22 protein-coding genes are annotated in these 20,333 nt (G+C 36.8%); 15 read left to right on the plus strand and 7 right to left on the minus strand.

Annotated features, from left to right (window positions below; translation table 11 throughout):
* Positions 1–19: 19 nt before the first annotated feature.
* The 4 genes from ACG59Z_RS11375 to actP all read left to right on the plus strand — a co-directional run bounded on the left by ACG59Z_RS11375 (position 20) and on the right by actP (position 5,663).
* Positions 20–1,903, plus strand: a complete 1,884-nt coding sequence (locus ACG59Z_RS11375; protein WP_400199418.1) for a sigma 54-interacting transcriptional regulator — start codon at positions 20–22, stop codon at positions 1,901–1,903.
* Between the two features lie 144 nt (positions 1,904–2,047).
* Positions 2,048–3,679, plus strand: coding sequence for a long-chain-fatty-acid--CoA ligase (locus ACG59Z_RS11380; RefSeq protein ID WP_400199420.1), 1,632 nt, complete (start codon positions 2,048–2,050; stop codon positions 3,677–3,679).
* A gap of 27 nt (positions 3,680–3,706) precedes the next feature.
* Entirely contained in the window at positions 3,707–4,018 is a 312-nt protein-coding gene (locus ACG59Z_RS11385; protein WP_400199421.1) for a DUF485 domain-containing protein, read from the plus strand.
* Positions 4,011–5,663 carry a cation/acetate symporter ActP gene (actP, locus tag ACG59Z_RS11390; RefSeq protein WP_400199423.1) on the plus strand — a complete coding sequence of 551 codons (1,653 nt, stop codon included), beginning with the start codon at positions 4,011–4,013 and terminating at the stop codon, positions 5,661–5,663. Before ACG59Z_RS11385 ends, actP begins: the two co-directional genes overlap by 8 nt.
* 91 nt (positions 5,664–5,754) lie before the next feature.
* On the opposite strand, the gene ACG59Z_RS11395 is transcribed toward actP, so the two are convergent.
* Complete coding sequence (locus ACG59Z_RS11395; RefSeq protein WP_005131685.1) at positions 5,755–6,765, minus strand: alpha/beta hydrolase; 1,011 nt, start codon at positions 6,763–6,765, stop codon at positions 5,755–5,757.
* Positions 6,766–6,956: 191 nt separating this feature from the next.
* Here ACG59Z_RS11395 and ACG59Z_RS11400 point away from each other — a divergent pair, with 191 nt between their 5' ends.
* From ACG59Z_RS11400 to ACG59Z_RS11415, 4 genes are all read left to right on the plus strand, one after another.
* Positions 6,957–7,379 carry a MarR family winged helix-turn-helix transcriptional regulator gene (locus tag ACG59Z_RS11400; protein WP_024437916.1) on the plus strand — a complete coding sequence of 141 codons (423 nt, stop codon included), beginning with the start codon at positions 6,957–6,959 and terminating at the stop codon, positions 7,377–7,379.
* Between the two features lie 198 nt (positions 7,380–7,577).
* The gene (locus ACG59Z_RS11405) at positions 7,578–8,816 is read left to right on the plus strand and encodes an NADH:flavin oxidoreductase/NADH oxidase family protein (protein ID WP_400199426.1); all 1,239 of its coding nucleotides are present in this window, start codon (positions 7,578–7,580) and stop codon (positions 8,814–8,816) included.
* 15 nt (positions 8,817–8,831) lie between these two features.
* Positions 8,832–9,899, plus strand: coding sequence for a saccharopine dehydrogenase family protein (locus ACG59Z_RS11410; protein WP_396481341.1), 1,068 nt, complete (start codon positions 8,832–8,834; stop codon positions 9,897–9,899).
* Between the two features lie 202 nt (positions 9,900–10,101).
* A complete protein-coding gene (locus tag ACG59Z_RS11415) occupies positions 10,102–10,677 on the plus strand; it encodes a dihydrofolate reductase family protein (protein WP_400199427.1) in 576 nt (191 codons plus the stop codon).
* Between the two features lie 162 nt (positions 10,678–10,839).
* On the opposite strand, the gene ACG59Z_RS11420 is transcribed toward ACG59Z_RS11415, so the two are convergent.
* Entirely contained in the window at positions 10,840–11,256 is a 417-nt protein-coding gene (locus tag ACG59Z_RS11420) for a MerR family transcriptional regulator (RefSeq protein ID WP_396481359.1), read from the minus strand.
* A 156-nt stretch (positions 11,257–11,412) separates the two neighbouring features.
* On the opposite strand from ACG59Z_RS11420, the gene ACG59Z_RS11425 reads away from it, so the two are divergent.
* Entirely contained in the window at positions 11,413–12,111 is a 699-nt protein-coding gene (locus tag ACG59Z_RS11425; RefSeq protein ID WP_396481345.1) for a type 1 glutamine amidotransferase domain-containing protein, read from the plus strand.
* Positions 12,112–12,180: 69 nt separating this feature from the next.
* Here ACG59Z_RS11425 and ACG59Z_RS11430 read toward each other — a convergent pair whose 3' ends face one another.
* The 4 genes from ACG59Z_RS11430 to ACG59Z_RS11445 all read right to left on the minus strand — a co-directional run bounded on the left by ACG59Z_RS11430 (position 12,181) and on the right by ACG59Z_RS11445 (position 14,764).
* The gene (locus tag ACG59Z_RS11430) at positions 12,181–13,200 is read right to left on the minus strand and encodes an MBL fold metallo-hydrolase (protein WP_400199428.1); all 1,020 of its coding nucleotides are present in this window, start codon (positions 13,198–13,200) and stop codon (positions 12,181–12,183) included.
* Positions 13,201–13,341: 141 nt separating this feature from the next.
* A complete protein-coding gene (locus ACG59Z_RS11435) occupies positions 13,342–13,911 on the minus strand; it encodes a TetR/AcrR family transcriptional regulator (protein WP_400199430.1) in 570 nt (189 codons plus the stop codon).
* Between the two features lie 119 nt (positions 13,912–14,030).
* Positions 14,031–14,459: a hypothetical protein gene (locus ACG59Z_RS11440; protein ID WP_400199431.1), complete on the minus strand. Its 429-nt coding sequence runs from the start codon at positions 14,457–14,459 to the stop codon at positions 14,031–14,033.
* A 23-nt stretch (positions 14,460–14,482) separates the two neighbouring features.
* Positions 14,483–14,764 carry a hypothetical protein gene (locus tag ACG59Z_RS11445; protein WP_400199433.1) on the minus strand — a complete coding sequence of 94 codons (282 nt, stop codon included), beginning with the start codon at positions 14,762–14,764 and terminating at the stop codon, positions 14,483–14,485.
* 237 nt (positions 14,765–15,001) lie between these two features.
* Between ACG59Z_RS11445 and ACG59Z_RS11450 the strand changes: the two genes are divergently transcribed.
* The 3 genes from ACG59Z_RS11450 (at position 15,002) to ACG59Z_RS11460 (ending at position 17,265) form a co-directional block, all read left to right on the plus strand.
* A complete protein-coding gene (locus ACG59Z_RS11450) occupies positions 15,002–15,556 on the plus strand; it encodes a TetR/AcrR family transcriptional regulator (RefSeq protein WP_400199435.1) in 555 nt (184 codons plus the stop codon).
* Positions 15,557–15,866: 310 nt separating this feature from the next.
* Positions 15,867–16,325 carry a hypothetical protein gene (locus tag ACG59Z_RS11455; protein WP_400199437.1) on the plus strand — a complete coding sequence of 153 codons (459 nt, stop codon included), beginning with the start codon at positions 15,867–15,869 and terminating at the stop codon, positions 16,323–16,325.
* Positions 16,326–17,124: 799 nt separating this feature from the next.
* Positions 17,125–17,265, plus strand: a complete 141-nt coding sequence (locus ACG59Z_RS11460; protein ID WP_400199439.1) for a hypothetical protein — start codon at positions 17,125–17,127, stop codon at positions 17,263–17,265.
* Between the two features lie 185 nt (positions 17,266–17,450).
* Here ACG59Z_RS11460 and ACG59Z_RS11465 read toward each other — a convergent pair whose 3' ends face one another.
* Entirely contained in the window at positions 17,451–18,383 is a 933-nt protein-coding gene (locus ACG59Z_RS11465; protein ID WP_400199441.1) for a LysR substrate-binding domain-containing protein, read from the minus strand.
* Positions 18,384–18,482: 99 nt separating this feature from the next.
* Between ACG59Z_RS11465 and ACG59Z_RS11470 the strand changes: the two genes are divergently transcribed.
* The 3 genes from ACG59Z_RS11470 to ACG59Z_RS11480 all read left to right on the plus strand — a co-directional run bounded on the left by ACG59Z_RS11470 (position 18,483) and on the right by ACG59Z_RS11480 (position 20,286).
* Positions 18,483–18,917 (plus strand): DMT family transporter, encoded by a 435-nt coding sequence (locus ACG59Z_RS11470; protein ID WP_017386104.1) that lies wholly within the window; start codon positions 18,483–18,485, stop codon positions 18,915–18,917.
* Between the two features lie 9 nt (positions 18,918–18,926).
* Entirely contained in the window at positions 18,927–19,385 is a 459-nt protein-coding gene (locus ACG59Z_RS11475; RefSeq protein ID WP_272327588.1) for a DMT family transporter, read from the plus strand.
* Between the two features lie 202 nt (positions 19,386–19,587).
* A complete protein-coding gene (locus tag ACG59Z_RS11480) occupies positions 19,588–20,286 on the plus strand; it encodes an IclR family transcriptional regulator (protein WP_002050824.1) in 699 nt (232 codons plus the stop codon).
* The last annotated feature ends 47 nt before the right edge of the window (positions 20,287–20,333 follow it).

Here is a 20,333-nt window from a genome sequence, read left to right on the forward strand (position 1 = left end):
TTTTTTAATGGAGTAAAAAATGCTTAATCGAAAACCAATTAATATTTTGGTCACCTATATTAAAAAACCTAATATTAATGGTTTTCGATCTTTGGTTGAGCAGGCGATTAGTGAAGTAGAGTCGAACGAAATCGATTTGGTGGAATGCCATATTTCCGATGTGCAAGATGTTGCTCAAAGCTTAGTAGAAAATGGCTGTCAGATTCTTCTATGTACGGGAGCGACCGCGAGTTTTCTACAAAAGAAATTAAACATTGATATTCAGGTCATTCGAACTGGTACTTTTGACGTTATTCAAGCCATATCAAACTTAAAACAATATAAGCGAATTGCTTTGGTGGGTAATACGTCCACAGTCGATCTTGAGAACTACTCAGATATTTTTGCTTTAGATATACAACAGTTTAACTATGACTCATATTTAGATGCTAAAAAAACAATTCATTTAATTAAAAATCAAGGTTTTGATGCCATTATTGGCTCGCCTGTTGCAGTAGAGTTAGCTCTGAATGAAAACCTAGTTGGACATTTGGCGATTAGTGTGCCGTCTTTAAAAGACCTGCTGCAAAACGCCTTACGTACGCTTGAAAAAATTCGCAGAGAACAATATTCAACCTTACGTTTAACCGAGATCTTTAATCACTTAAATGAAGGCATTTGTTTTATTACAAAGCAAAAAAAGATTTCTTTAATAAATAACTCAATGAGTTCGTTACTTGAAAAAGACTCTTCAGACGTTTTAAACAAATCAGCATTAGAAATTTTTGAAGGTTTAAACTTTGATATCGACCAAGAAAACAGTCATCAACTCGTTCAATTTAAAAATTTAAAACTTGCTGTATATATTTCCAAACTAAAAAATGACTATATTGATGGCTATATCTTAAGAGTGCAGGAACTAAACGCATTAGAGCAGTCTAATAGTCAGTTTAGAAAGGTTTCATCAAAGAATTTTAATACACGGTATACCTTTGATCAGATTTTGACGCAGAACACTAATTTTCAACAAATTATCAAGTTATCAAAAGCATACGCAAAAACGGATAGTACGATTCTCATTACTGGTGAAAGTGGTACAGGTAAAGAAGTTTTAGCACAAAGTATTCATAATCATAGCAGCCGTTATAAAGCGCCGTTTGTTGCAATCAACTGTGCTTCTTTTCCCGAAAGTTTGTTAGAAAGCGAATTATTTGGTTATGAAGAAGGAGCCTTTACTGGAGCGAAGAAAAATGGGCGTATTGGCCTCATTGAAGCTGCTCATACGGGTACGCTTTTTTTAGATGAAATTGGAGATATGCCATTACATCTACAAACTAGATTTTTACGAGTCTTACAAGAAAGACAAATTAACCGCTTAGGCTCAGTGGTAAGTCATCATTTAGATATACGTGTGATTGCTGCAACTCATGCGAATTTAGAAGAGTTAGTACGAAATGGAACCTTTCGGGCAGATCTCTACTATCGTTTAAATATTTTAAGAGTGTATACGCCGTCTTTAAAAGAGCGAAAAGAAGATATCTTGTATTTAGCAAATTCCTTTCTAGAGAAATATAGAAAAACACTGGATGATTTGCCGAATATTTTACAGAAGGCTTTTTTACACTATTCTTGGCCGGGCAATATCCGCGAACTTGAAAATATTGTTGAAAGAATCAATGTGCTGTTACAGCTTGATCATGAAATTTTAACTCCCGAATTTTTAAAGCAACAGTTACCTGAGCTATTTCAATCCCAAAATCAGCCCACGGCGCAACCTTTATTAAAAGAGGTAAAGGTTAATCAAGAGTTGAGTTTAATTGAGCAAACACTTGCAGAAGTAGATGGTGATTTAGACCTTGCTGCACAAAAACTCGGGATTAGCCGAACGACTTTATGGCGTAGAATGAAACTCATAAATCACTAATTTCAAAATTGAAATTTTTTCAAAAAAGAAAAACAATAAAACTAATTAACTTATTGAAATTAATAATAAAATAATTTGGCATTATAGTTGCATTGACTCATATAAGCATCTGAATCAGTTGCTAAATTGTGTGAGGAAATAAGAATGACGAATGGATTAATGATGCATTGTAATTTAAACATTACTTCAATAATGCAGCATGCTTTGACAGTTTACGCAGATCAAGAAATTGTGACTTTGAAAGCAGATGGGATAAGTAAACACCGATATACATATAAAGATGCTTTCGAACGTGTAGCTCAGTTTGCCAATGCGCTAGACCGATTAAATATAAGTTCTGATGCTAAAGTCGGAACGATGGCATGGAACTCATATCAGCATTTTGAATTGCACTATGCCATTCCATGTACGGGAAGAATTTACCATACAATTAACCCTAAATTGGCACCTGAACAGCTCATTCAAATTATCAGTTCTGCTCAAGATGAGGTACTCATTATTGAACCAGATTGTTTGGCATTAGTTGATTCTATCTATGACAATATAAAGCAAGTTATAAAACATTTTATTGTGCTCGGTGACCCCAATAAAAATTTAAAAGCACAATTTGATTTTGTCTTTTATGAAGAACTCATTGCTCCAGAGCAGTCTTATTATGATTGGCCAGATATCCCTGAAGAGAGTGCAAGTGGTCTTTGCTATACATCGGGGACAACAGGTGATCCTAAAGGTGTTCTTTACTCACATCGTAGTACCGTATTGCATGCATTAATACTCGCTATGCCAAATGCGATTGGCTTAACGCATGATAGCTGCATTATGCCTTTGGTTCCGCTTTATCATATTAGCGCTTGGGGAATGCCATTTAATGCGGTTTTATCGGGGGCAAAAATCGTTTGGCCTCATTCATTTGCGGGTCAAACCGAGAAAATTTTTAATTTGATCCAATCAGAACACGTCGATATTTCTATGGCTGTTCCGACCATCTGGAATGCTTTTAAAAATTATCTTGAAGACCACCATATTTCGTCAGTCAGTTTAAAACGGGCAATATCTGGTGGTTCAGCTGCGCCATATTCGCTGATTGAGTCTTTGAGCCATTATGGAGTTTCTGTTGAAAATGCTTGGGGAATGACTGAAACCAGTTCAATGGCAGTCTGTAATCGAGTAGATCAAATCAAAAATAATGTCGAAACCCAATCGATTAAATGCGGTAAACCTATCTTCGGCGTTCAAATGAGATTGCGCGATGAGAACCATCAATTGCTTCCTCACGATGGAGTGCATGAAGGCATTTTAGAAGTGCGTGGACATACAATTACCAAGCAATATATTAATCAACCCAAAGCGGTAGAAGAAGACAAATGGTTTGATACAGGAGATATCGCGTGCATAGATGAATATGGATATATGCATATTACAGACCGTGCCAAAGATATGATCAAGTCAGGAGGAGAGTGGGTCAGTAGTGTTGAAGTTGAAAATGCAGCGATGGGATATGAAAAAGTTGCAGAAGCCGCCGTTATTGCCGCCAATCATCCAAAATGGGGAGAACGCCCACTTTTAATTTTGGTGCCAAAGTCTCCACAAGAAAAAATTGAACATTCAGAAATTGTCGTTTTTCTATCATCCAAATTACATAAATGGGCCATTCCGTCAGCAACCATATTGGTTGAAGAAATACCGCATACGCCCACTGGAAAAATCAGTAAAAAAATATTGAGAGAACGTTATCACGACTATTTCACCAATAGTGCTTTTGCTGAATGTAAATAATGATCAACATAAAAAAGGACTTTTTATATGAACTATCCTCAGGAAGCAAATATCGTTTTAGATGCGAAATTTAAAAAGATGGTAAAGCAGAGAAATCGATTCGCCGTTTTCTTAAGCTTAATTGTACTCAGCATTTACTTTATTTTTATAGGAACAGCCACATTTCACCCAGAATTACTTGCAACTCCATTAGAGGCAAGCAAAATCACAATTGGTTTACCGATTGCTGCAATAGTCATTGTATCGAGCTGGGTCATAACGGGCTTATATATATTTATTACAAATCAATATTTTGACAAACAAAAAGAAAAATTAAGAAAGGAATATCGTTATGAATAAATATTTTGCTTTTACTATTTTGACCTTATTTAGCTCCGGTGCTTGGGCTTCACAAAGCGAGCCAAGGAATTGGACCGCTATTATCATGTTTGCATGTGTAGTTGGTATTTCACTACTTATTACTTTTAAAGCTGCAAAGAAAACAGTATCGAAAGAAGATTTTTATACAGCGGGTAATGCTATTTCAGCTAAGCAAAATGGTTTGGCGATTGCGGGAGACTATATGTCTGCCTCAACCTTACTCGGTATTTCTAGTATGGTTTTCTTCAAAGGCTATGATGGTTTTATCTATGTAACGGGCTTTTTTGTTTGCTGGCCGATTTTAACTTTCTTAATGGCTGAAAGACTAAGAAACCTTGGTAAATATACTTTTGCAGATATTGTTTCGTATCGATTAGATCCGCAGCGAACCCGTATTTTGGCAACATGCGGCTCGCTTATTGTTGTGTGTTGCTATTTAATTTTGCAAATGGTGGGTGCTGGTCAGCTCATTAAATTGTTGTTTGGTCTAGATTATAAAATTGCCGTTATGCTAGTCGGTTGTCTAATGCTGGTATATGTCATTTTTGGAGGAATGCTTGCAACCACATGGATACAAATAGTTAAAGCTATTCTTTTGCTATTTGGTGGAACAGTTCTAGTCTTTCTGGCATTTAAAGCGTTTGGTTTTAGTTTAAATAATATGGCTGAGGCTGCCGTAAATGCACATAAACTCGGGCAAAAGGTGTTAGAACCGGGTCCAATGCTATCCAACCCGATTAATACACTCTCTATGTCTATTGGATTGATCTTTGGTTTAGCAGGTTTACCACATATTCTTATGCGCTTTTTTACAGTTCCAAATGCTGCTGAAGCGCGCCGTTCAGTCTTTTATGCTTCTGGTTATATTGGTTACTTCTTTATTGTGGTTTGTATTTTAGGTTTAGCTTCAATCGCTATAGTAGGCACTAATCCTCAATATTTTGTAGATGGGCAACTCGGTGGAGATTTAATTGGCGGCAGTAACATGGTTGCGATGCATCTCGCAAAGGCCCTTGGTGGAAATCTATTACTCGGCTTTTTATCTGCTGTAGCGTTTGCAACGATTTTAGCTGTAGTGGCTGGCTTGGCACTTGCTGGTGCCTCAGCAATTTCCCATGATTTATTTCAAAAAGTCATTAAAAAAGGCAAGGCAACTGAAAAGCAGGAAATGGTTGTATCTCGACTTTCTGTAGTGGTTCTAGGTGTGATTGCCATAGCATGTGGAATCTTATTTGAAAAAATGAACATCGCTTTTTTAATGGGACTTACATTTGGTATTGCTGCTTCCGCTAACTTTCCTGTACTTATTCTTTCTATGTATTGGAAAGATTTAACTACCCGCGGCGCCATATTTGGTGGGTTTGTTGGAATCATTTCGGCAATTACATTTGTGGTTTTATCACCAACAGTTTGGATTGGTGTATTAGGCCATGAAAAAGCAATATTCCCATTTGATAACCCAGCTTTGTTTTCAATGCCACTCGCATTTTTGGTGAGTATCGTTGTTTCTTTGACTGATAAAAGTAAAAGAGCCGAGTTAGACAGACAGGGCTTTGAGTTACAGGTGGTACGTTCCGAGCTTGGTGCTCAACAAGGTTCATTTGAAAAAATGCCTTTGCATTAAGTTTATTAAAGACTTCGAAAAAATAAGAAAGCATGATTAAAAAATCATGCTTTCTTTATTACACTTATATTATTAGTACTGCTTTAAAGCATTATTTCAAATGCTTTTGAAGTTCAGACCCAGCTTGTGATAATGCAGTCTTCACAGATGGTTCGTTGCTTAACGGATTTAACAGACCATAGTCATGAATCAAACCGTTATAACGAGTTACAGTCACTGGTACACCCGCTTTATCTAAGTTACGGCCAAAAGCTTCACCTTCATCACGCAATACATCTAATTCAGCTGTTTGAATTAATGTTGGTGGGAAGTCTTTTAACTGTTCGCTTGTAGCACGAAGTGGTGATGCCAAAATATTGTTGCGATCATTGGCATTGGTTGTGTAGTTGTCCCAGAACCATTTCATCATGTTCTTAGTTAGGAAGTATCCTTTTTCATACTGGTTGTAAGAAGCATCGTCGAAACCAGCATTGGTAACAGGCCACAACATTACGTTGTAACGTACTTTTGGACCACCAGATTGTTTAATCTGAAGAGCAACAGCAGCAACCATGTTGCCACCAACGCTATTACCTACTAAAGCTAGACGGCTACCATCAACACCAATTTCTTTACCATGTTTAGCGACCCATTTGGTTGCTTCATATGACTGATTAATTGCTACAGGGAAGTGAGCTTCTGGAGAAGGCGTATAGTTAACGTATACAGCCGCTGCACCAGACTCGCGAACTAAATCACGAATTAAGCGTTCATGAGTAGCAAAGTCGCCTAACACCCAACCGCCACCATGGAAGAACATAAATACAGGAAGAACGCCTTTAGCATTTTCTGGTTTAACAATTTTTAGTTGAATGCTTTGACCATTTATTTGAATTGTTTTCTCTGAAACTTGTGCTGGCGGAAGTTTTGCTCCTTTTTGTGCGCCGATTAAAACTTGACGAGCTTCGTTTGGAGTCATCAATTCCATTGGTTTACCGTTACCCGAATTGAGTACGTCTAGGAATGCTTGTACACCCGCAGTCGGAGCAGGAGTATTAATAGCTTCAGCTGAAACAGCTGTAGTGAAAAGAGCAGATGTTAATAAAGCTGTTGCGATTTTCATGGTGAAAACTCACTTTAAGTTAGAAATTTTAAATACAACTTTGAACCAAGGCTTTGTGTCCAATATGAAGTTGGTTCTATTGAAAGCTCAGTTCAATATTTATCTTGCGTATATAATACTTGCACACAAGATACTTATGATCAAGAATTATTTATAATAATTTTTAGATAATTTTAATTTTTGGTTTAAATATGAAAGAAAACAAGATATTAGGTGATCAACTCTGTTTTTCGCTTTATTCAGTGGCGAATGCACTTACGCGTCAGTATCGTCCATTACTTAAAGATTTCGATTTAACTTACCCTCAGTTCATCGTTCTTTTAGCTTTGTACGAAGAAGATGACATTTCTCTAAAAGAACTCGGTGAAAAGACTTTATTTGACTCAGGCACCTTAACGCCGTTGGTTCAAAAACTTGAAGCAAAAGAGTTTTTGAAGAGAGTATCAATCAAAGAAGATGAGCGGGTAAAAAAAGTAATATTGACGGACAAAGCTTTAGAGATAAAAGAAAAAGTGATTGATCTACCCAATCAGTTACGATGTTCAATGCATATGAATGATGAGGAGCTGACTATGCTGAGAAAGCTTTCTTTGAAATTATTGGAAGATTTATAAAGTTTTCTTTAACTGAAAATAATTTTTATCTGCAAATAATTTGAAGCTTTAAACTTTAAAAAAAGAGGCATTTTAAGGCCTCTTTTTTATATAAAAAATTAATGAATACAACTGATTAAATATAGAAATGCTAAAAGGTATTGACATTAAAGTTAGCTTTAACCTTAAAGTAAAGCCATACTGAATGAGGTCATTCCAATGAAAGTGTTCGAAAAATTAGTATTCCCAAATGGTTCATATGTTCCGAACCGTATTGCTAAAGCAGCAATGGAAGAAAATATGGCTGATTTGAACCACGCACCATCAGAAGAATTAATGCGTTTATATCAGGCTTGGGCAAATGGTGGTGTCGGTCTAATCATTACCGGAAATGTGATGGTAGATCGCCGAGCGATGACCGGACCGGGCGGCGTAGTGCTTGAAGATGAAAAGCATTTAGATACTTTTAAAAAATGGGCACAAATTGGTCGCTCAAAAGGTGCTCAGATTTGGCTTCAAATTAACCATCCGGGTCGCCAAATGCAGTCAAATTTAGGACAACAAACATGGGCGCCTTCTGCTGTTGCTTTAGATTTAGGAAAAATGTCAAATCGCTTTAACACGCCAATCGAAATGACTGAATCTATGATTGCAGAAGTGATTCAGCGTTTTGCAAATACAGCGCGTTTAGGTGAAAAAGCAGGGTTTACTGGTGTAGAAATTCATGCAGCACATGGTTATTTGTTAAGCCAGTTTCTTTCTCCTCTCAGCAATAAACGCCAAGATCAGTGGGGTGGTTCTTTAGAAAACCGCGCTCGCATTTTAATTGAGATTGTGGAAGCAGTTCGTAAAGTGGTTTCGCCTCAGTTTACCGTGGCAGTAAAACTAAATTCAGCTGACTTCCAACGTGGTGGGTTTAGCGCTGAAGATGCTCAACAAGTGGTTAAAATGTTAAATGAGCATGCAGTTGATTTGGTTGAACTTTCAGGCGGTAGCTATGAAGCGCCAGCCATGCAAGGTCAAGCACGTGATGGTCGCACACTTGCTCGCGAAGCTTACTTTTTAGAATTTGCACAAGAAATTCGAAAAGTTGCCAAAATGCCTGTTATGGTGACAGGTGGTATACGCCGTAGACAAGTGGCAGAAAAAGTAATTGCAAGCGGTGTAGATATGGTTGGTATTGCCACAGCTTTAGCAATTGAACCTAATTTGCCAAATGCTTGGAAACAAGGGCACAATGTTACACCAGAGTTAAAACCAATTACTTGGAAAAACAAAACACTTGCTTCACTTGCCAATATGGCTGTAGTGAAATTCCAGTTACGTAATTTAAGCGCTGGTAAAAAAACAAAACCAAATGTTTCACCAGCTTGGGCTTTAATTTTGCAACAATCAGCGATGTCATGCCGTACCCGCCAATACAAGAAAGGCATGCGTGACTATACATTTGCTTCTTAATAAGTGAGTTGTGTTATGACAAATCCGAATGATTCAAACTGGATAATTTATGGAGCAAATGGCTACACGGGCGAGTTAATCGCTCGTGAAGCTGTACGCCAAGGTCTAAAACCAACTTTGGCTGGTCGTAACAAAGCTAAGGTTGAAACATTAGCTCAAGAGTTGGGACTCGACTATAAAGCTTTTGGGCTTGATAACGTAAATGCGGTAAGTGAGCAACTGCAAGGCTTTAAATTGGTCATGCACTGTGCGGGGCCATTTTCAGCAACATCAAAACCCATGATGGAAGCGTGTATAAATGCAGGTGCTCACTATCTAGATATTACGGGTGAAATCGCTGTATTTGAGTTGGCACAGTCACTGAACAGCCAAGCTGAAAAAGCCGATATTGTGCTTTGTCCGGGTGTTGGTTTCGATGTGATTCCGACAGATTGTGTTGCCGCTGCACTGAAAGAAGCATTGCCAGATGCGACCCATTTAGCGCTTGGTTTTGACTCTAGAACAGGATTTTCACCGGGTACAGCTAAAACAAGTACAGAAGGCATGGCCGAAGGCGGAAAAATTCGTAAAAATGGAAAAATTACCACCGTTCCATTAGCACATTATGTTCGGACCATTGATTTTGGTGACGGTAAAAAAAGTGCTATGAGTGTTCCGTGGGGAGACGTATCTACAGCATTCTATACAACAGGCATTCCAAACATTGAAGTGTTTGTACCTGCATTCCCTAAAATGATTTTTGGCGCGAAAATGATGAACTATTTACGCCCAATATTAAAAATCAATGCTGTGCAGAAGTTTATTAAGTCACGTATTGAAAAAACGGTTGTGGGTCCAAATGAAGAGCTTCGTGCGAAAGTGCCTACCTATGTTTGGGGGGAGGCAAGAAATACGCGTGGGGAAATCAAAACTGCTCGCATTCAAACGGAAAATGCTTATAGCCTTACCGTAAATGGTTCACTGACTGTGGTGAATTATTTACTCAAAAATACTGTTAAAGGTGGTACATATACACCAGCAAAACTGATGGGCTATAAATTAGTGACCGAGCTGCCGGGTTCTGGTCCGCTGGTCATTAATTAAAAGCTTTTATTAAAACAGCATGTTTATAGATAGTCCCGAACAAGGAGTCATTCTTGTTCGGGTTATTTTTAAATATTTCAAGTAAATACGGCCTTATATAGATAAAAAGAAAAACAGAAAACAAAACACTCCATAAGAAATAATTTAAATTGAATATACTAAGAAGCGATAAAATTTTTTTTATAACAAAGGAATGAAAATAATGAGAAAACTCATACTATTTCTACATGCATCGCTAGACAGTTTTGTGGAAGGTCCAAATGGGGCAATGGACATAGGTTGGATTGCTTACGATGCCGATTTGGCAAACCATGCCAAAGAAATTTTGAGCACTGCCGATACGGTGATTTGGGGACGTGCGACCTACCAGATGATGCATAATTACTGGCCAACCATGCTTTCAAATCCAGAAGCTTCGGAGCACGAACGAAATCACGCGGAGTGGATTGAAAAGACTGAAAAAATCGTTTTTTCAACCACCTTAGATACAGTTGAATGGAATAATTCCCGTCTTGTAAAAGACCATGTTGAAGAAGAAATTAATAAGCTTAAACAGCAAGCGGGTAAGGATATGGTGATTCTGGGGAGTCCACGGTTCGCACACTATCTGATGCAACTTGATTTAATTGATGAATATAAGATTACAGTTTCGCCCGTCTTAATTGGTAGTGGCTTGCCACTATTCCACGGTATTAAAGAAAAGACCAATCTTAAACTTATTGAAAATAAAACTTTTGCTTCTGGCGCCATTGGTCTTCACTATCAAAAGATTGACTGATTTTTTCTATAATATCTGTATGAAAAAAACGAATTACAGCATTGGTCTGTAATTCGTTTTTTTTAGATTTATAGAGTGCTACTTAAACGCTTTGATTACTTAGTCGATACCAGTACCCATCTATTCAACGCGAGAGCAGTTAACTCTATTTAAAGTTAAACATTACGGTGCTTTTACTTTATCAAAATAGAGATTCATAAGACGTTCTGCATTTTGCTCGCATGTAATTTCATCGGGTTTGTTGTTGATCGCATCAATCATGGTACGTAAGTTTTGCTTACTGACTTTTAGCTTCTGTTCTAAAAGTTCTATTTCCTGAATTTTGGTTTCAATCGTTTGAATAAGTGCATCATGATCCCAAGCGACAACTTTCGATGGCAAAAATGCTTTAATTTCTGCTAAAGAAAACCCGACTTGCTGGGCTTGCTGGATTAAAGAAAGTTGCTTCAAATCGTTATCGGTATATTCACGATAACCATTCGATTTTCTTTTTGCTTTAGGCAAGAGTTTGATCTGTTCGTAATAACGAATTGTAGGGGTGCTTAAACCACTTAGTTTCGATAACTCGCTAATATTCATAGCCACATACTCTCTTGACATTCAAGCTAACTTTAAACTTATAGTAGCATAAAAGCAAGGTTCATAACTTTACCAAGCACGCATTTTCAGTAACAACTTTCTATGCTTTGATAGACGAAAGAATAGAATTATAAATATGAAGAATGAGGTGAGAAAATGTCTAAACGCATATTACACATCGTGACCAATGTTTCACGCTATAAGGATGTAGATCAACAAACAGGACTGTGGTTAGGTGAGCTCACCCATGCCTATGACGAGTTTGAAAAGCAAGGCTATGTGCAAGATATCGTCAGTCCAAATGGCGGAAAAACTCCAATTGAACCTAAGTCACTTGTGCCTTTAATTGCAGATAAATCTGTTAAAGACAGAGAAAAAGATCAGGCTTTTATTACGCTACTGGCAAATACATTTAAGCCTTCCGATATTCATTGGGAAGATTATGACGTGATTTACTATACGGGTGGTCACGGTGTGATGTGGGATTTTTTAGATAACCCTGAACTGCAAGAAATCACCAAAAATATTTATGAAAAAGGCGGCATTGTTTCGAGTGTTTGTCACGGATATTGCGGCTTGCTCAATGTCAGACTTTCAAATGGTAAACGACTCATAGAAGGCAAAAAGTTAACTGGCTTTGCATGGAGTGAAGAAGTGTGGGCAGGGGTAGCGAAAAAAGTGCCGTACAATGCTGAAGAGTTAGCGAAAGAATATGGTGCTCGTTATGAAAAGGCTTTTATTCCTTTTGTGCCGTATGTAGTTCAAGACGGCAACTTAATTACTGGTCAAAACCCATTTTCTGCTAGAAGAACAGCTTTAGCGATTATAGAAGAGCTTGAAAAGAGTGCTTCGTAAAAATCACTCAAAGTTATAAACAAGATAAGGCGAACACTTAAAATGAGTGTTCGCCTTACTCATATTAGACTACGAACGCCACCAATAATTTTCGGCATTTGGTTCATTTAAATTGAGTATTTGACCCATTTGCGGTGTGCTAATCGTTAAATTATTTTCATGTGCCAAACCAACAATACGTTCAAACGGATCATCCCAAGCATGAAGTGCCAAGTCAAAAGTACCATTGTGCACAGGTAACAAATGGCGACCTTTTAAATCGATATGTGCTTGCAAAGTTTGCTCTGGTTGCATGTGAACATCGGGCCACTCAGGGTCGTAAGCACCCGTTTCTAACATGGTCAAATCAAACGGACCATAACGGTGTCCAATCTCTTTAAACCCATCAAAATAGCCTGTGTCACCGCTAAAAAACACACGTAAGTCGTTATCAATAATCACCCACGAAGCCCAAAGCGTCGCATTGCTATCGCCCATACCACGGCCTGAAAAATGATGAGCAGGGGTAGCCACCAATTTTAGTCCATCCACATGGGTAGTATCCCACCAATCAAGTTGTTGTACTTTTTCTGCTGGAATTCCCCATTTAATGAGTGTATCGCCCACACCAAGCGGCGTTAAGAAGTGCTCAACCTTATCGTTAAGCTGCATAACTGCATGGTAGTCGAGATGGTCGTAGTGGTTATGCGACAAAATCACGCCTTTGATGGGTGGTAAGTCCGCAATACTAATCGGTGGCTGGTGAAAACGTTTTGGACCAATCCACTGAAAAGGTGAAGCGCGTTCAGAAAAAACAGGGTCGGTTAACCAAAACTCATTACGCAGTTTTAATAAAATAGTCGAATGCCCTAAACGAAATAGAGAGCGGTCAGGCGCACTTAAAAGCTGTTCTTTGGTTAAGCTTAAAACAGGAATTTCTTTGTTTGGTACTGTGTCTTTTGGCTTGTTAAATAGAAACTTCCACATAAGCTGAAGTGTTTTACCAAAAGAAGGCTTGTGTTGGTTCGGACGTGTATTTCTAAATTTGCCATTGTGCTGCTGAGATGGCATTAAGGGAGAAGGCAAGTCTGTTGTGTTTGAAATAGTCATCTTGTTTTTCCTTATTGGAACAAACCTATATGTGCAAATAAGAACTTGGGCTAAGTACTTATTTTGATTTAATTAAATGAGTATTTACTCACTCATTAATTGGTTTAAAAATAAGGACGCCGTGCATCCTTATTCTTTTATTTAAATTGAAACTGCATGCCAAAACGCTTCAAAGCCAGATTTGCGGTAACGCTCGGTTTGAGAAGGGTCTTGGGCAATAAAATTAAGTGTAACTTCGGCAAGTGCACCTAAAATCGAAGCAATAAATAACGGTGGATAATCTCTTAATTTGCCATCGTTAATATGTTCTTGAATGTTTTGGGTGAGGTCACAAAAGGTTTGCATACCAATTTGTTTGCTTTGCTCGGTAATTTGTTCCGATGTTGAAAGCTGCGCCATGACTTTTCGCTTAAGCGGAGCTTCTAAACTCCAGTCCAAATAGCTTTGCCAAATGTGCGACATTTGTGTTTGTAAATCAGAATCGGCAGGGTAACTAAGCATCATGACCTGACGTAGCTCGGCCTTTAGTGAAAGATATAACTGGTTTAGCAGTTCTTCTTTATTACTAAAATAGGTAAATAAAGTACCTTCCGCTACACCAGCGACTTTTGCAATTTTTGAGGTAGACGCACGTTCGCCAAGCTCTGCTAATGTTTCAATAGCAGCACTTAAAATTGCATTACGTTTATCTTCACTACGAGGACGAGCCATATACAAATAAATTAATTGAGTGATTACTCAATCATACATAAAAATATAAGAAGCGCAAGTGAAAAAAAGCCCTCAAAGAAGGGCTTTTAGGATTGAGCTATGCAACTAAGTAAGAGTGTTTACTCACGATCTAAGTAAACTTTACCCAGATCAATTTTTTTATAATGTTCAAAATTAGCTTTTTCTTCTGGAACTTGTTCATTAAACTTTTCTGAGTAATCTAATGTTTTATTTTGATAATTTTTAAAGCTAATATAAATTAATGGTGGGAGGTTTTTATAATCCTCCAAACTAGGTTCAATGAAAAAGTATTCTTTTGTTAGTGGTTTAATAGTAAAGCTACCATCATTACTTACTTTTATTGTTGTTGATTTCTCATCTGGCAAATAAAAACTAATATATCCATTTACATTGTGTAGAGGCTCTTTAGTTTTACTGTCATAAAGATATCCAGTTGCTTCAGGGGTAAAATATAAGGTTTTTTTAGTACAAGCTGAAACAAGCGAGAACGAAATTATTAGAACAAAAAATGTTATATATTTTTTCATTTTTTTAAATCCCTAAAATATGCTTATTCACGATCTAAATAAGTTTTACCCAAATTAATCTTTTTATAGTGACTAAAACTAGACACATCTTCTGGAACTTGTTGATTATATGCTTCTGAATAATCAATAACTTTAGGTTGATAATTCTTAAAAATTATAAAAATTTCTGAAGGAAAGTTTGTGTATTGCTGTATGTCAGGTTTTATAAAGTAATACGTTGCTATAACAGCAGGAATGGTAAAGCTACCATCTGACCTCAAATTAATTTTGGCATTATTACTATCAGTTCGACCATTAAAGCCCATATTTCCACTTTCATTATTTAATGGCTTATGAGTTTTGCTGTTATAAAGATACCCAGTTATTTCGGGAGTTAAATATAAGGTTTTTTTAGTATACGTCTAAAAAACTTGCTTCAACAATAAAACTTGAGATGTGCCAAGCACAGTCTTTACGGCTTTGCTGTGCCTTTTTTTCTCCCAGAAAAGGCACAGGCTTTTTAATCTCTTTTAGAAACAACAAGAATTTAAAACGGTAAAACTATGCCAAATTTAGAAATATCTTCGAAAAAACTACATGTTGTTCAGACTGCTATATGCCTATTTATAACTTACGGGTTTCACACAGCAGGGGTCGACCTAATTGCTCAAGAAGCCCAAATCACCAAATCCACCTTTTATAAATATTTTGGCTCAAAAGAAGGTTTAATTGAAATGTGCATCGCCTTTCAAAAAAGCCTGCTCAGAGAAGAAGTGCTTGCCATTATTTACTCAAACCGTTACTACACTTCAAAAGATAAAATCAAAGAAATTATTATTTTACATACCAATTTAAACAGCCTGTATAACCTTTTACTCAAAGCTATTTTTGAAATAAAACTACTTTACCCAAAGGCCTACCGTATGGCCCTTGAATATCGAAAATGGCTACGACATGAAATTTTTGACCTGATTTTTAGTGGAGAAACTCAAGAGCCAAAATTCGATGCCGACATGGTTTTAAACCTTATCGATGGTTTGCTGCTACAGGCTTTAAGCTCAAATAGTTTGGAGGAACGGGATGTGGTGGTAGAGAGGTTTTTCAGTGGGGGATATTAATCAGTTCTTTTTAGCTGGGAATAAGCTGTAAATTGATCTTTGACTCAATGCACCGCTAGAAAATTTTATAAAAAAATAATCAGAAAATTGTAAAGAAAAAAAAGCGCTAACTGGGAAAAGTTGGCGCTTTGGATTTAAAAAGGATTAGACCATAATTAATGTAAAAAATCAGTTGTAAAAAAGTATATAAATTGTTAAATATCAATTGCTAAGTATCTTGCTGAAGATTAGAAATACAATTATTTTACTCACATGTTTGCAAACATAATAAATTTAAGTTTATGAAAATTAATATTTTTAGGAGATTCCTATGTATATTTTAAGTGAGAACGGACAAGAAGCTTTTTCTAAATTTATGTCAAATCTAGTTACTCAATCAGTATTAGGTTCGATTTGCTTATTATTACTTTATCGAGCTGTTTATTTACCTATCTGGACTTATCAGTGGCTAGTTTTTTGGATATTTACTTTAGCGATTATTAGTTTTTTATTTTTCTGGTGTTTCACTAGTTTTATGCAATTTATTAAACCACTAAATAATGAATTGGATGAGCGAATTAAAAGTTTGGGCATTCCAATGAATAAGAAAGATACTTTAAAACAGACTTTTATTAATTTTTTTAAAAGAATTTATCTATCATGGAAGCATGATAAAGTAATTTTTTGGCAAGTGATAAGATTGTTTATTTCTATTGAAGTCCCAGCAATATTTTTGTTTATAGCTTCTGCTATAGGAGCAGTTCAAATTGCAGCAACTCTTGGATGGTAATAGAGAAGGTAGAATTTAAACCCCTTTTTGTATGGGCTTAATTTATAAAATGAGCTATAGTGGAATTGATAATATATTTAATATTATATAATTAAAAAGTATTGACCCTTTAAATACTCTATGGCATATTTTTATTATAAAGAACATATTCAGTTCTTTAAACAGTTTTGTAAGGCTTTGCTTACACTGCTATTCAGCTTGGAATAGTAAGTGGTCTAGACTTTTATAATCCTGTCACGTTACTTCCATTTGGAATCCAGTTAACGTCACTTTTGTTTACGTTGAAAGACTTTGCTAAATTGATGATTGGAGGAAAAATGATGTTAAATCGTAAAAACATATGCATTTGGTTGGTTCTAGGGATACTGGCGGATTGGATTCCAAATGAGAAGTAAAGATAGATAAAGTAAAAGTTTGGTAGCAATGAGTAGCCCTTGGGGTTCGATTCCCCAGTTCGCCACCAAATTTTATAAAAGCTCATCGCATAATGAGCTTTTATTTTTATATTCGTAAATGAATATTGATTAAATTTCAAATTAAATATTTCTTCATTTTAGAAGCTTTGTTTCTTTATCTTTATTAAGAATTTACCTATATAAAGATAAACACTAACTTGCGTTATAGTGGGCCAAGTCTAAGAAAATTATACCATTGGTATTAAAGAAAGCTCACTCAAATGTGGGCTTTCTTTATTACACATTGCTTAAAATATATACAGAAACCTCTCTAAAACAAGTTGGAACGCTACAAACACGGATGTTAATTTGAATTCCACTCTTCCCAATAAGTGAGGTGAGCAATGAAATTGTTAGCTCTGATTAGCATGGGAGTTGCAGCGAGTTATTGGTATAAAACTATAAAAGATAGCAAGCCAACTCTTCTGAAACCAAATTTTGATGAAATAGTAAAAAAATTTGTATTAGCAGACTTTAAAGTCTAATACAGATTAATAATCCCAATAAAAAAAGCTCATCGGAAGATGGGCTTTTTTGTTGGAGTAAACACGGACAACCTTATAGTTTTCGTATAAGAATAGGAAAATATTGATTCATCTTAGTTTCTATATACTTGTTATAAATTAAAAAAGAGACCATTGAATGGTCTCTTTTTACTCTATTCAAAAATTTAATTCTGCCAATACGGTGTGTCTCCATAGACTTCAGCAAAATAATCTATCACTGCTCTAATGTTGAGTGGTGGATGGCGGACATTAGGATAAATGGCTGCGATATGCTGGGGTTGTGATTTAATCGCGACTTCATATTTAGGTAAAAGCTTGATTAAGTGACCCTGTTTTAAGGCTTCACCAATCAGCCAATCAGGAAATAAAACAATCCCCATGCCATGAAGCGCGGCTGTCATTAAACTTTCGGCATTGTTTGAAGAAAGTAAAGGAGTAATCGGGTAATGAATCCATTCTTCATCAGGCTTTCTTACTAACCAGCGGTTAGGCCCTTCAAAGCCTTTATAGACTAGGCACTTGTGTTGATTAAGTTCTTTAGGCTGATCAAGCGTACCGTATTTGGCAATATATTGAGGCGAAGCGGCCAAATGATATTTTTGTGTACCAAAAATACGTGCATGAAATGATGAATCGGTCAGCGTTCCAATCCGAAATATTAAATCTGTGCTTTCGCGTAATGGATCTATAAATTCATCGGTTTGAATCAATTCTATTAAAAGTTTTGGATAACGTTCTGATAAACCCGCCAGCCACGGCGCAATATGCCGTTGTCCAAAAAACACAGGGGCATTAATTCGAACGAGTCCCGATGGCTCTATGGTTTTATCTTGTAAAGCCTTTTGGGCTTCATCAAATTGTTCAGTAATTTTTTTGGCATATTCAAAAAATAATTTGCCCGATTCGGTCGGGGTGATTGCTCGCGTATTTCGGTAGAAAAGTTGCTGCCCCAACGCATCTTCAAGTTGTTGAATGGTTCGAGAAATCATGGAGGCAGACACATCTTCTTTACGTGCTACATTCGAGAAGTTTTGAGCATTGTAAACACTAATAAAGAACCGAAGCGTGCGTATATCAATCGAATTTGTTAAATCCATTTGTGCAATTTCTGCAAAAGTGATTCATGAATTATGCTGTTTTTCTGATGAATTGGCTATCTTAGTATTCGTTGCCTAGATACAGATGAGGCAATGTAGATGCAAATTCTATTACTACTCCTAACCATTTTAGGGGGAATGGGGCTATCGGTTGAAGCTGGGCTTTTAGGGCCATTAGGAAAGGAAGTAGGTGAGTTGTGGGCCACTTTTAGTATTTTTGGCGTGGGTGCGGCACTTACTTTTTTACTCATGTTGTTTTTTAGCCCACGGAATAGCCCCTCATTTTTTACACTTCCATCTTGGCAATTGCTGGGTGGTGTTCTTGGCCCTGCTTACGTCATTATTTTGACCATTACCACTCCAATTATTGGTATTGCCATGACCATGATTGGCATTTTAGCGGGTCAGGTGTCTAAAAGTCTGATTATTGACCACTATGGTTTACTAGGAACTCCGCGCCGAAAGGTAGACCGTAAACGAATTTTGGCACTCATCTTTATTGTTGCTGCACTTGTACTTGTCGCAAAAGCATAGGAGACCCGCATGACAATTTTAATGATTCTTCTCGCCGTCATTGGTGGTGCTTTGCTGAGTGTACAGGCCGCAATTAATGGTCAACTTGGAGCGAAAGTTGGTGTTTTTCGTAGTGCTTTTTTGACTTTCTCGGTCGGTGCTTTAATTACGGCTCTCCTTATTTTTTACTTTGAACCAAAACAAACATTAACCTTATTAGATGTTCCTAAATGGCAGTTGTTAGGTGCTATGTGTGGAGTACCTTATATTGTCATTATGGTACTGGCTGTACAAAGAATTGGAGCTGCAGTTGCTACTGTGGCTGTGATTTTTGGGCAACTTTTGATGAGTATATTGATTGATAACTTTGGCTGGTTCGGCAATGAAATGCTTCCTTTTTCGCTGTATCGATTAGGAGCGCTAATTTGCTTAGGGATTGCTTTATATTTTATTTATTCAAGTAGTCAGGACAAAAAAGTAGAAGGGTAATACAGACTTAATATTGAAATTAATATAGGTCTCATTGTTAGTTACAAGCATACTAATAATGAGACCATACTTAATATTTTAAGCATACTTATAGATGAGAGAAGTTGCTTGATGAGAGATAGAAGTAAAATATAAGAAATATGGTAAAGTTAAAAACCAAATTCAATACATTTAAAATTGATACAAATATTGTAGGAAAAACATGGTTAAAATTAAACCTCACCCAGCAACAAGCGGAAATGCATCGGCTGATCGCCTTTTAACTTTGTTAACTGCTTTTAGAATAGGTGATAAATCTTTAACCCTAGCAGAACTCGCTGAACGAACAGAATTAAATAAAGCAACCATCATGCGTTTAATTGTTTCGCTAGAAGATTTTGGTTTTGTTAACCGTCTTTCTGATGGTCGATATACGCTTGCTAGTGAAGTCATGCGTTTAAACACAATTTATCAAGATGCTTTAGACTTAGAACGACACGTGGTGCCTTGTTTACAGCAACTTGTAGATGAAATTGGTGAGACGGCTTCATTTTACGTTAAGCATGGCGCATATCGCCTTTGCCAATATCGTATTAATTCTACTCATCGATTACGTGTTCATATTCAGCCGGGCGAAGTTCGACCAATGGATGGGGCTGCAGGCGCTCAAGCCTTACGATCTACCCATGAACAAATTTTATCTAGAACTGAACCTTTTTATTCAACGGGTGTAACAGAACCGCATGCAGCTTCAATGGCATTACCAGTATTTGATGCGCAAAATGATGTAGTTGGAGCATTGGTTGTTTCAGGCCCATCGAGCCGTTTTACTTTAGAAATTGCAAAGTCTGTAAGTGATTTTTTCTTCAAAATTGCAGATGATTTAACAAAAAGTTTGGGCGGTAAGAGTATCCGTAATTAATTCTAATATTGTAAATATAAAAAGGGGCTCACGATTTAGCCCCTTTT

The sequence above is a fragment of the Acinetobacter sp. ABJ_C1_1 genome, from assembly GCF_044684115.1.
Lineage (GTDB): Bacteria > Pseudomonadota > Gammaproteobacteria > Pseudomonadales > Moraxellaceae > Acinetobacter > Acinetobacter nosocomialis_A.

Bases quoted from the DNA above. Each gene is read 5' to 3' on its own strand.
- ACG59Z_RS11455 (WP_400199437.1), top strand. From the start codon at position 15,867: ATGTATATTTTAAGTGAGAACGGACAAGAAGCTTTTTCTAAATTTATG.
- ACG59Z_RS11445 (WP_400199433.1), bottom strand. From the start codon at position 14,764: ATGGGCTTTAATGGTCGAACTGATAGTAATAATGCCAAAATTAATTTG.
- ACG59Z_RS11450 (WP_400199435.1), top strand. From the start codon at position 15,002: ATGCCAAATTTAGAAATATCTTCGAAAAAACTACATGTTGTTCAGACT.
- ACG59Z_RS11415 (WP_400199427.1), top strand. From the start codon at position 10,102: ATGAGAAAACTCATACTATTTCTACATGCATCGCTAGACAGTTTTGTG.
- ACG59Z_RS11430 (WP_400199428.1), bottom strand. From the start codon at position 13,200: ATGACTATTTCAAACACAACAGACTTGCCTTCTCCCTTAATGCCATCT.
- actP (WP_400199423.1), top strand. From the start codon at position 4,011: ATGAATAAATATTTTGCTTTTACTATTTTGACCTTATTTAGCTCCGGT.
- ACG59Z_RS11480 (WP_002050824.1), top strand. From the start codon at position 19,588: ATGGTTAAAATTAAACCTCACCCAGCAACAAGCGGAAATGCATCGGCT.
- ACG59Z_RS11400 (WP_024437916.1), top strand. From the start codon at position 6,957: ATGAAAGAAAACAAGATATTAGGTGATCAACTCTGTTTTTCGCTTTAT.
- ACG59Z_RS11410 (WP_396481341.1), top strand. From the start codon at position 8,832: ATGACAAATCCGAATGATTCAAACTGGATAATTTATGGAGCAAATGGC.
- ACG59Z_RS11380 (WP_400199420.1), top strand. From the start codon at position 2,048: ATGACGAATGGATTAATGATGCATTGTAATTTAAACATTACTTCAATA.
- ACG59Z_RS11385 (WP_400199421.1), top strand. From the start codon at position 3,707: ATGAACTATCCTCAGGAAGCAAATATCGTTTTAGATGCGAAATTTAAA.
- ACG59Z_RS11425 (WP_396481345.1), top strand. From the start codon at position 11,413: ATGTCTAAACGCATATTACACATCGTGACCAATGTTTCACGCTATAAG.
- ACG59Z_RS11475 (WP_272327588.1), top strand. From the start codon at position 18,927: ATGACAATTTTAATGATTCTTCTCGCCGTCATTGGTGGTGCTTTGCTG.
- ACG59Z_RS11395 (WP_005131685.1), bottom strand. From the start codon at position 6,765: ATGAAAATCGCAACAGCTTTATTAACATCTGCTCTTTTCACTACAGCT.
- ACG59Z_RS11460 (WP_400199439.1), top strand. From the start codon at position 17,125: ATGAAATTGTTAGCTCTGATTAGCATGGGAGTTGCAGCGAGTTATTGG.
- ACG59Z_RS11405 (WP_400199426.1), top strand. From the start codon at position 7,578: ATGAAAGTGTTCGAAAAATTAGTATTCCCAAATGGTTCATATGTTCCG.
- ACG59Z_RS11420 (WP_396481359.1), bottom strand. From the start codon at position 11,256: ATGAATATTAGCGAGTTATCGAAACTAAGTGGTTTAAGCACCCCTACA.
- ACG59Z_RS11465 (WP_400199441.1), bottom strand. From the start codon at position 18,383: ATGGATTTAACAAATTCGATTGATATACGCACGCTTCGGTTCTTTATT.
- ACG59Z_RS11470 (WP_017386104.1), top strand. From the start codon at position 18,483: ATGCAAATTCTATTACTACTCCTAACCATTTTAGGGGGAATGGGGCTA.
- ACG59Z_RS11375 (WP_400199418.1), top strand. From the start codon at position 20: ATGCTTAATCGAAAACCAATTAATATTTTGGTCACCTATATTAAAAAA.
- ACG59Z_RS11435 (WP_400199430.1), bottom strand. From the start codon at position 13,911: ATGGCTCGTCCTCGTAGTGAAGATAAACGTAATGCAATTTTAAGTGCT.
- ACG59Z_RS11440 (WP_400199431.1), bottom strand. From the start codon at position 14,459: ATGAAAAAATATATAACATTTTTTGTTCTAATAATTTCGTTCTCGCTT.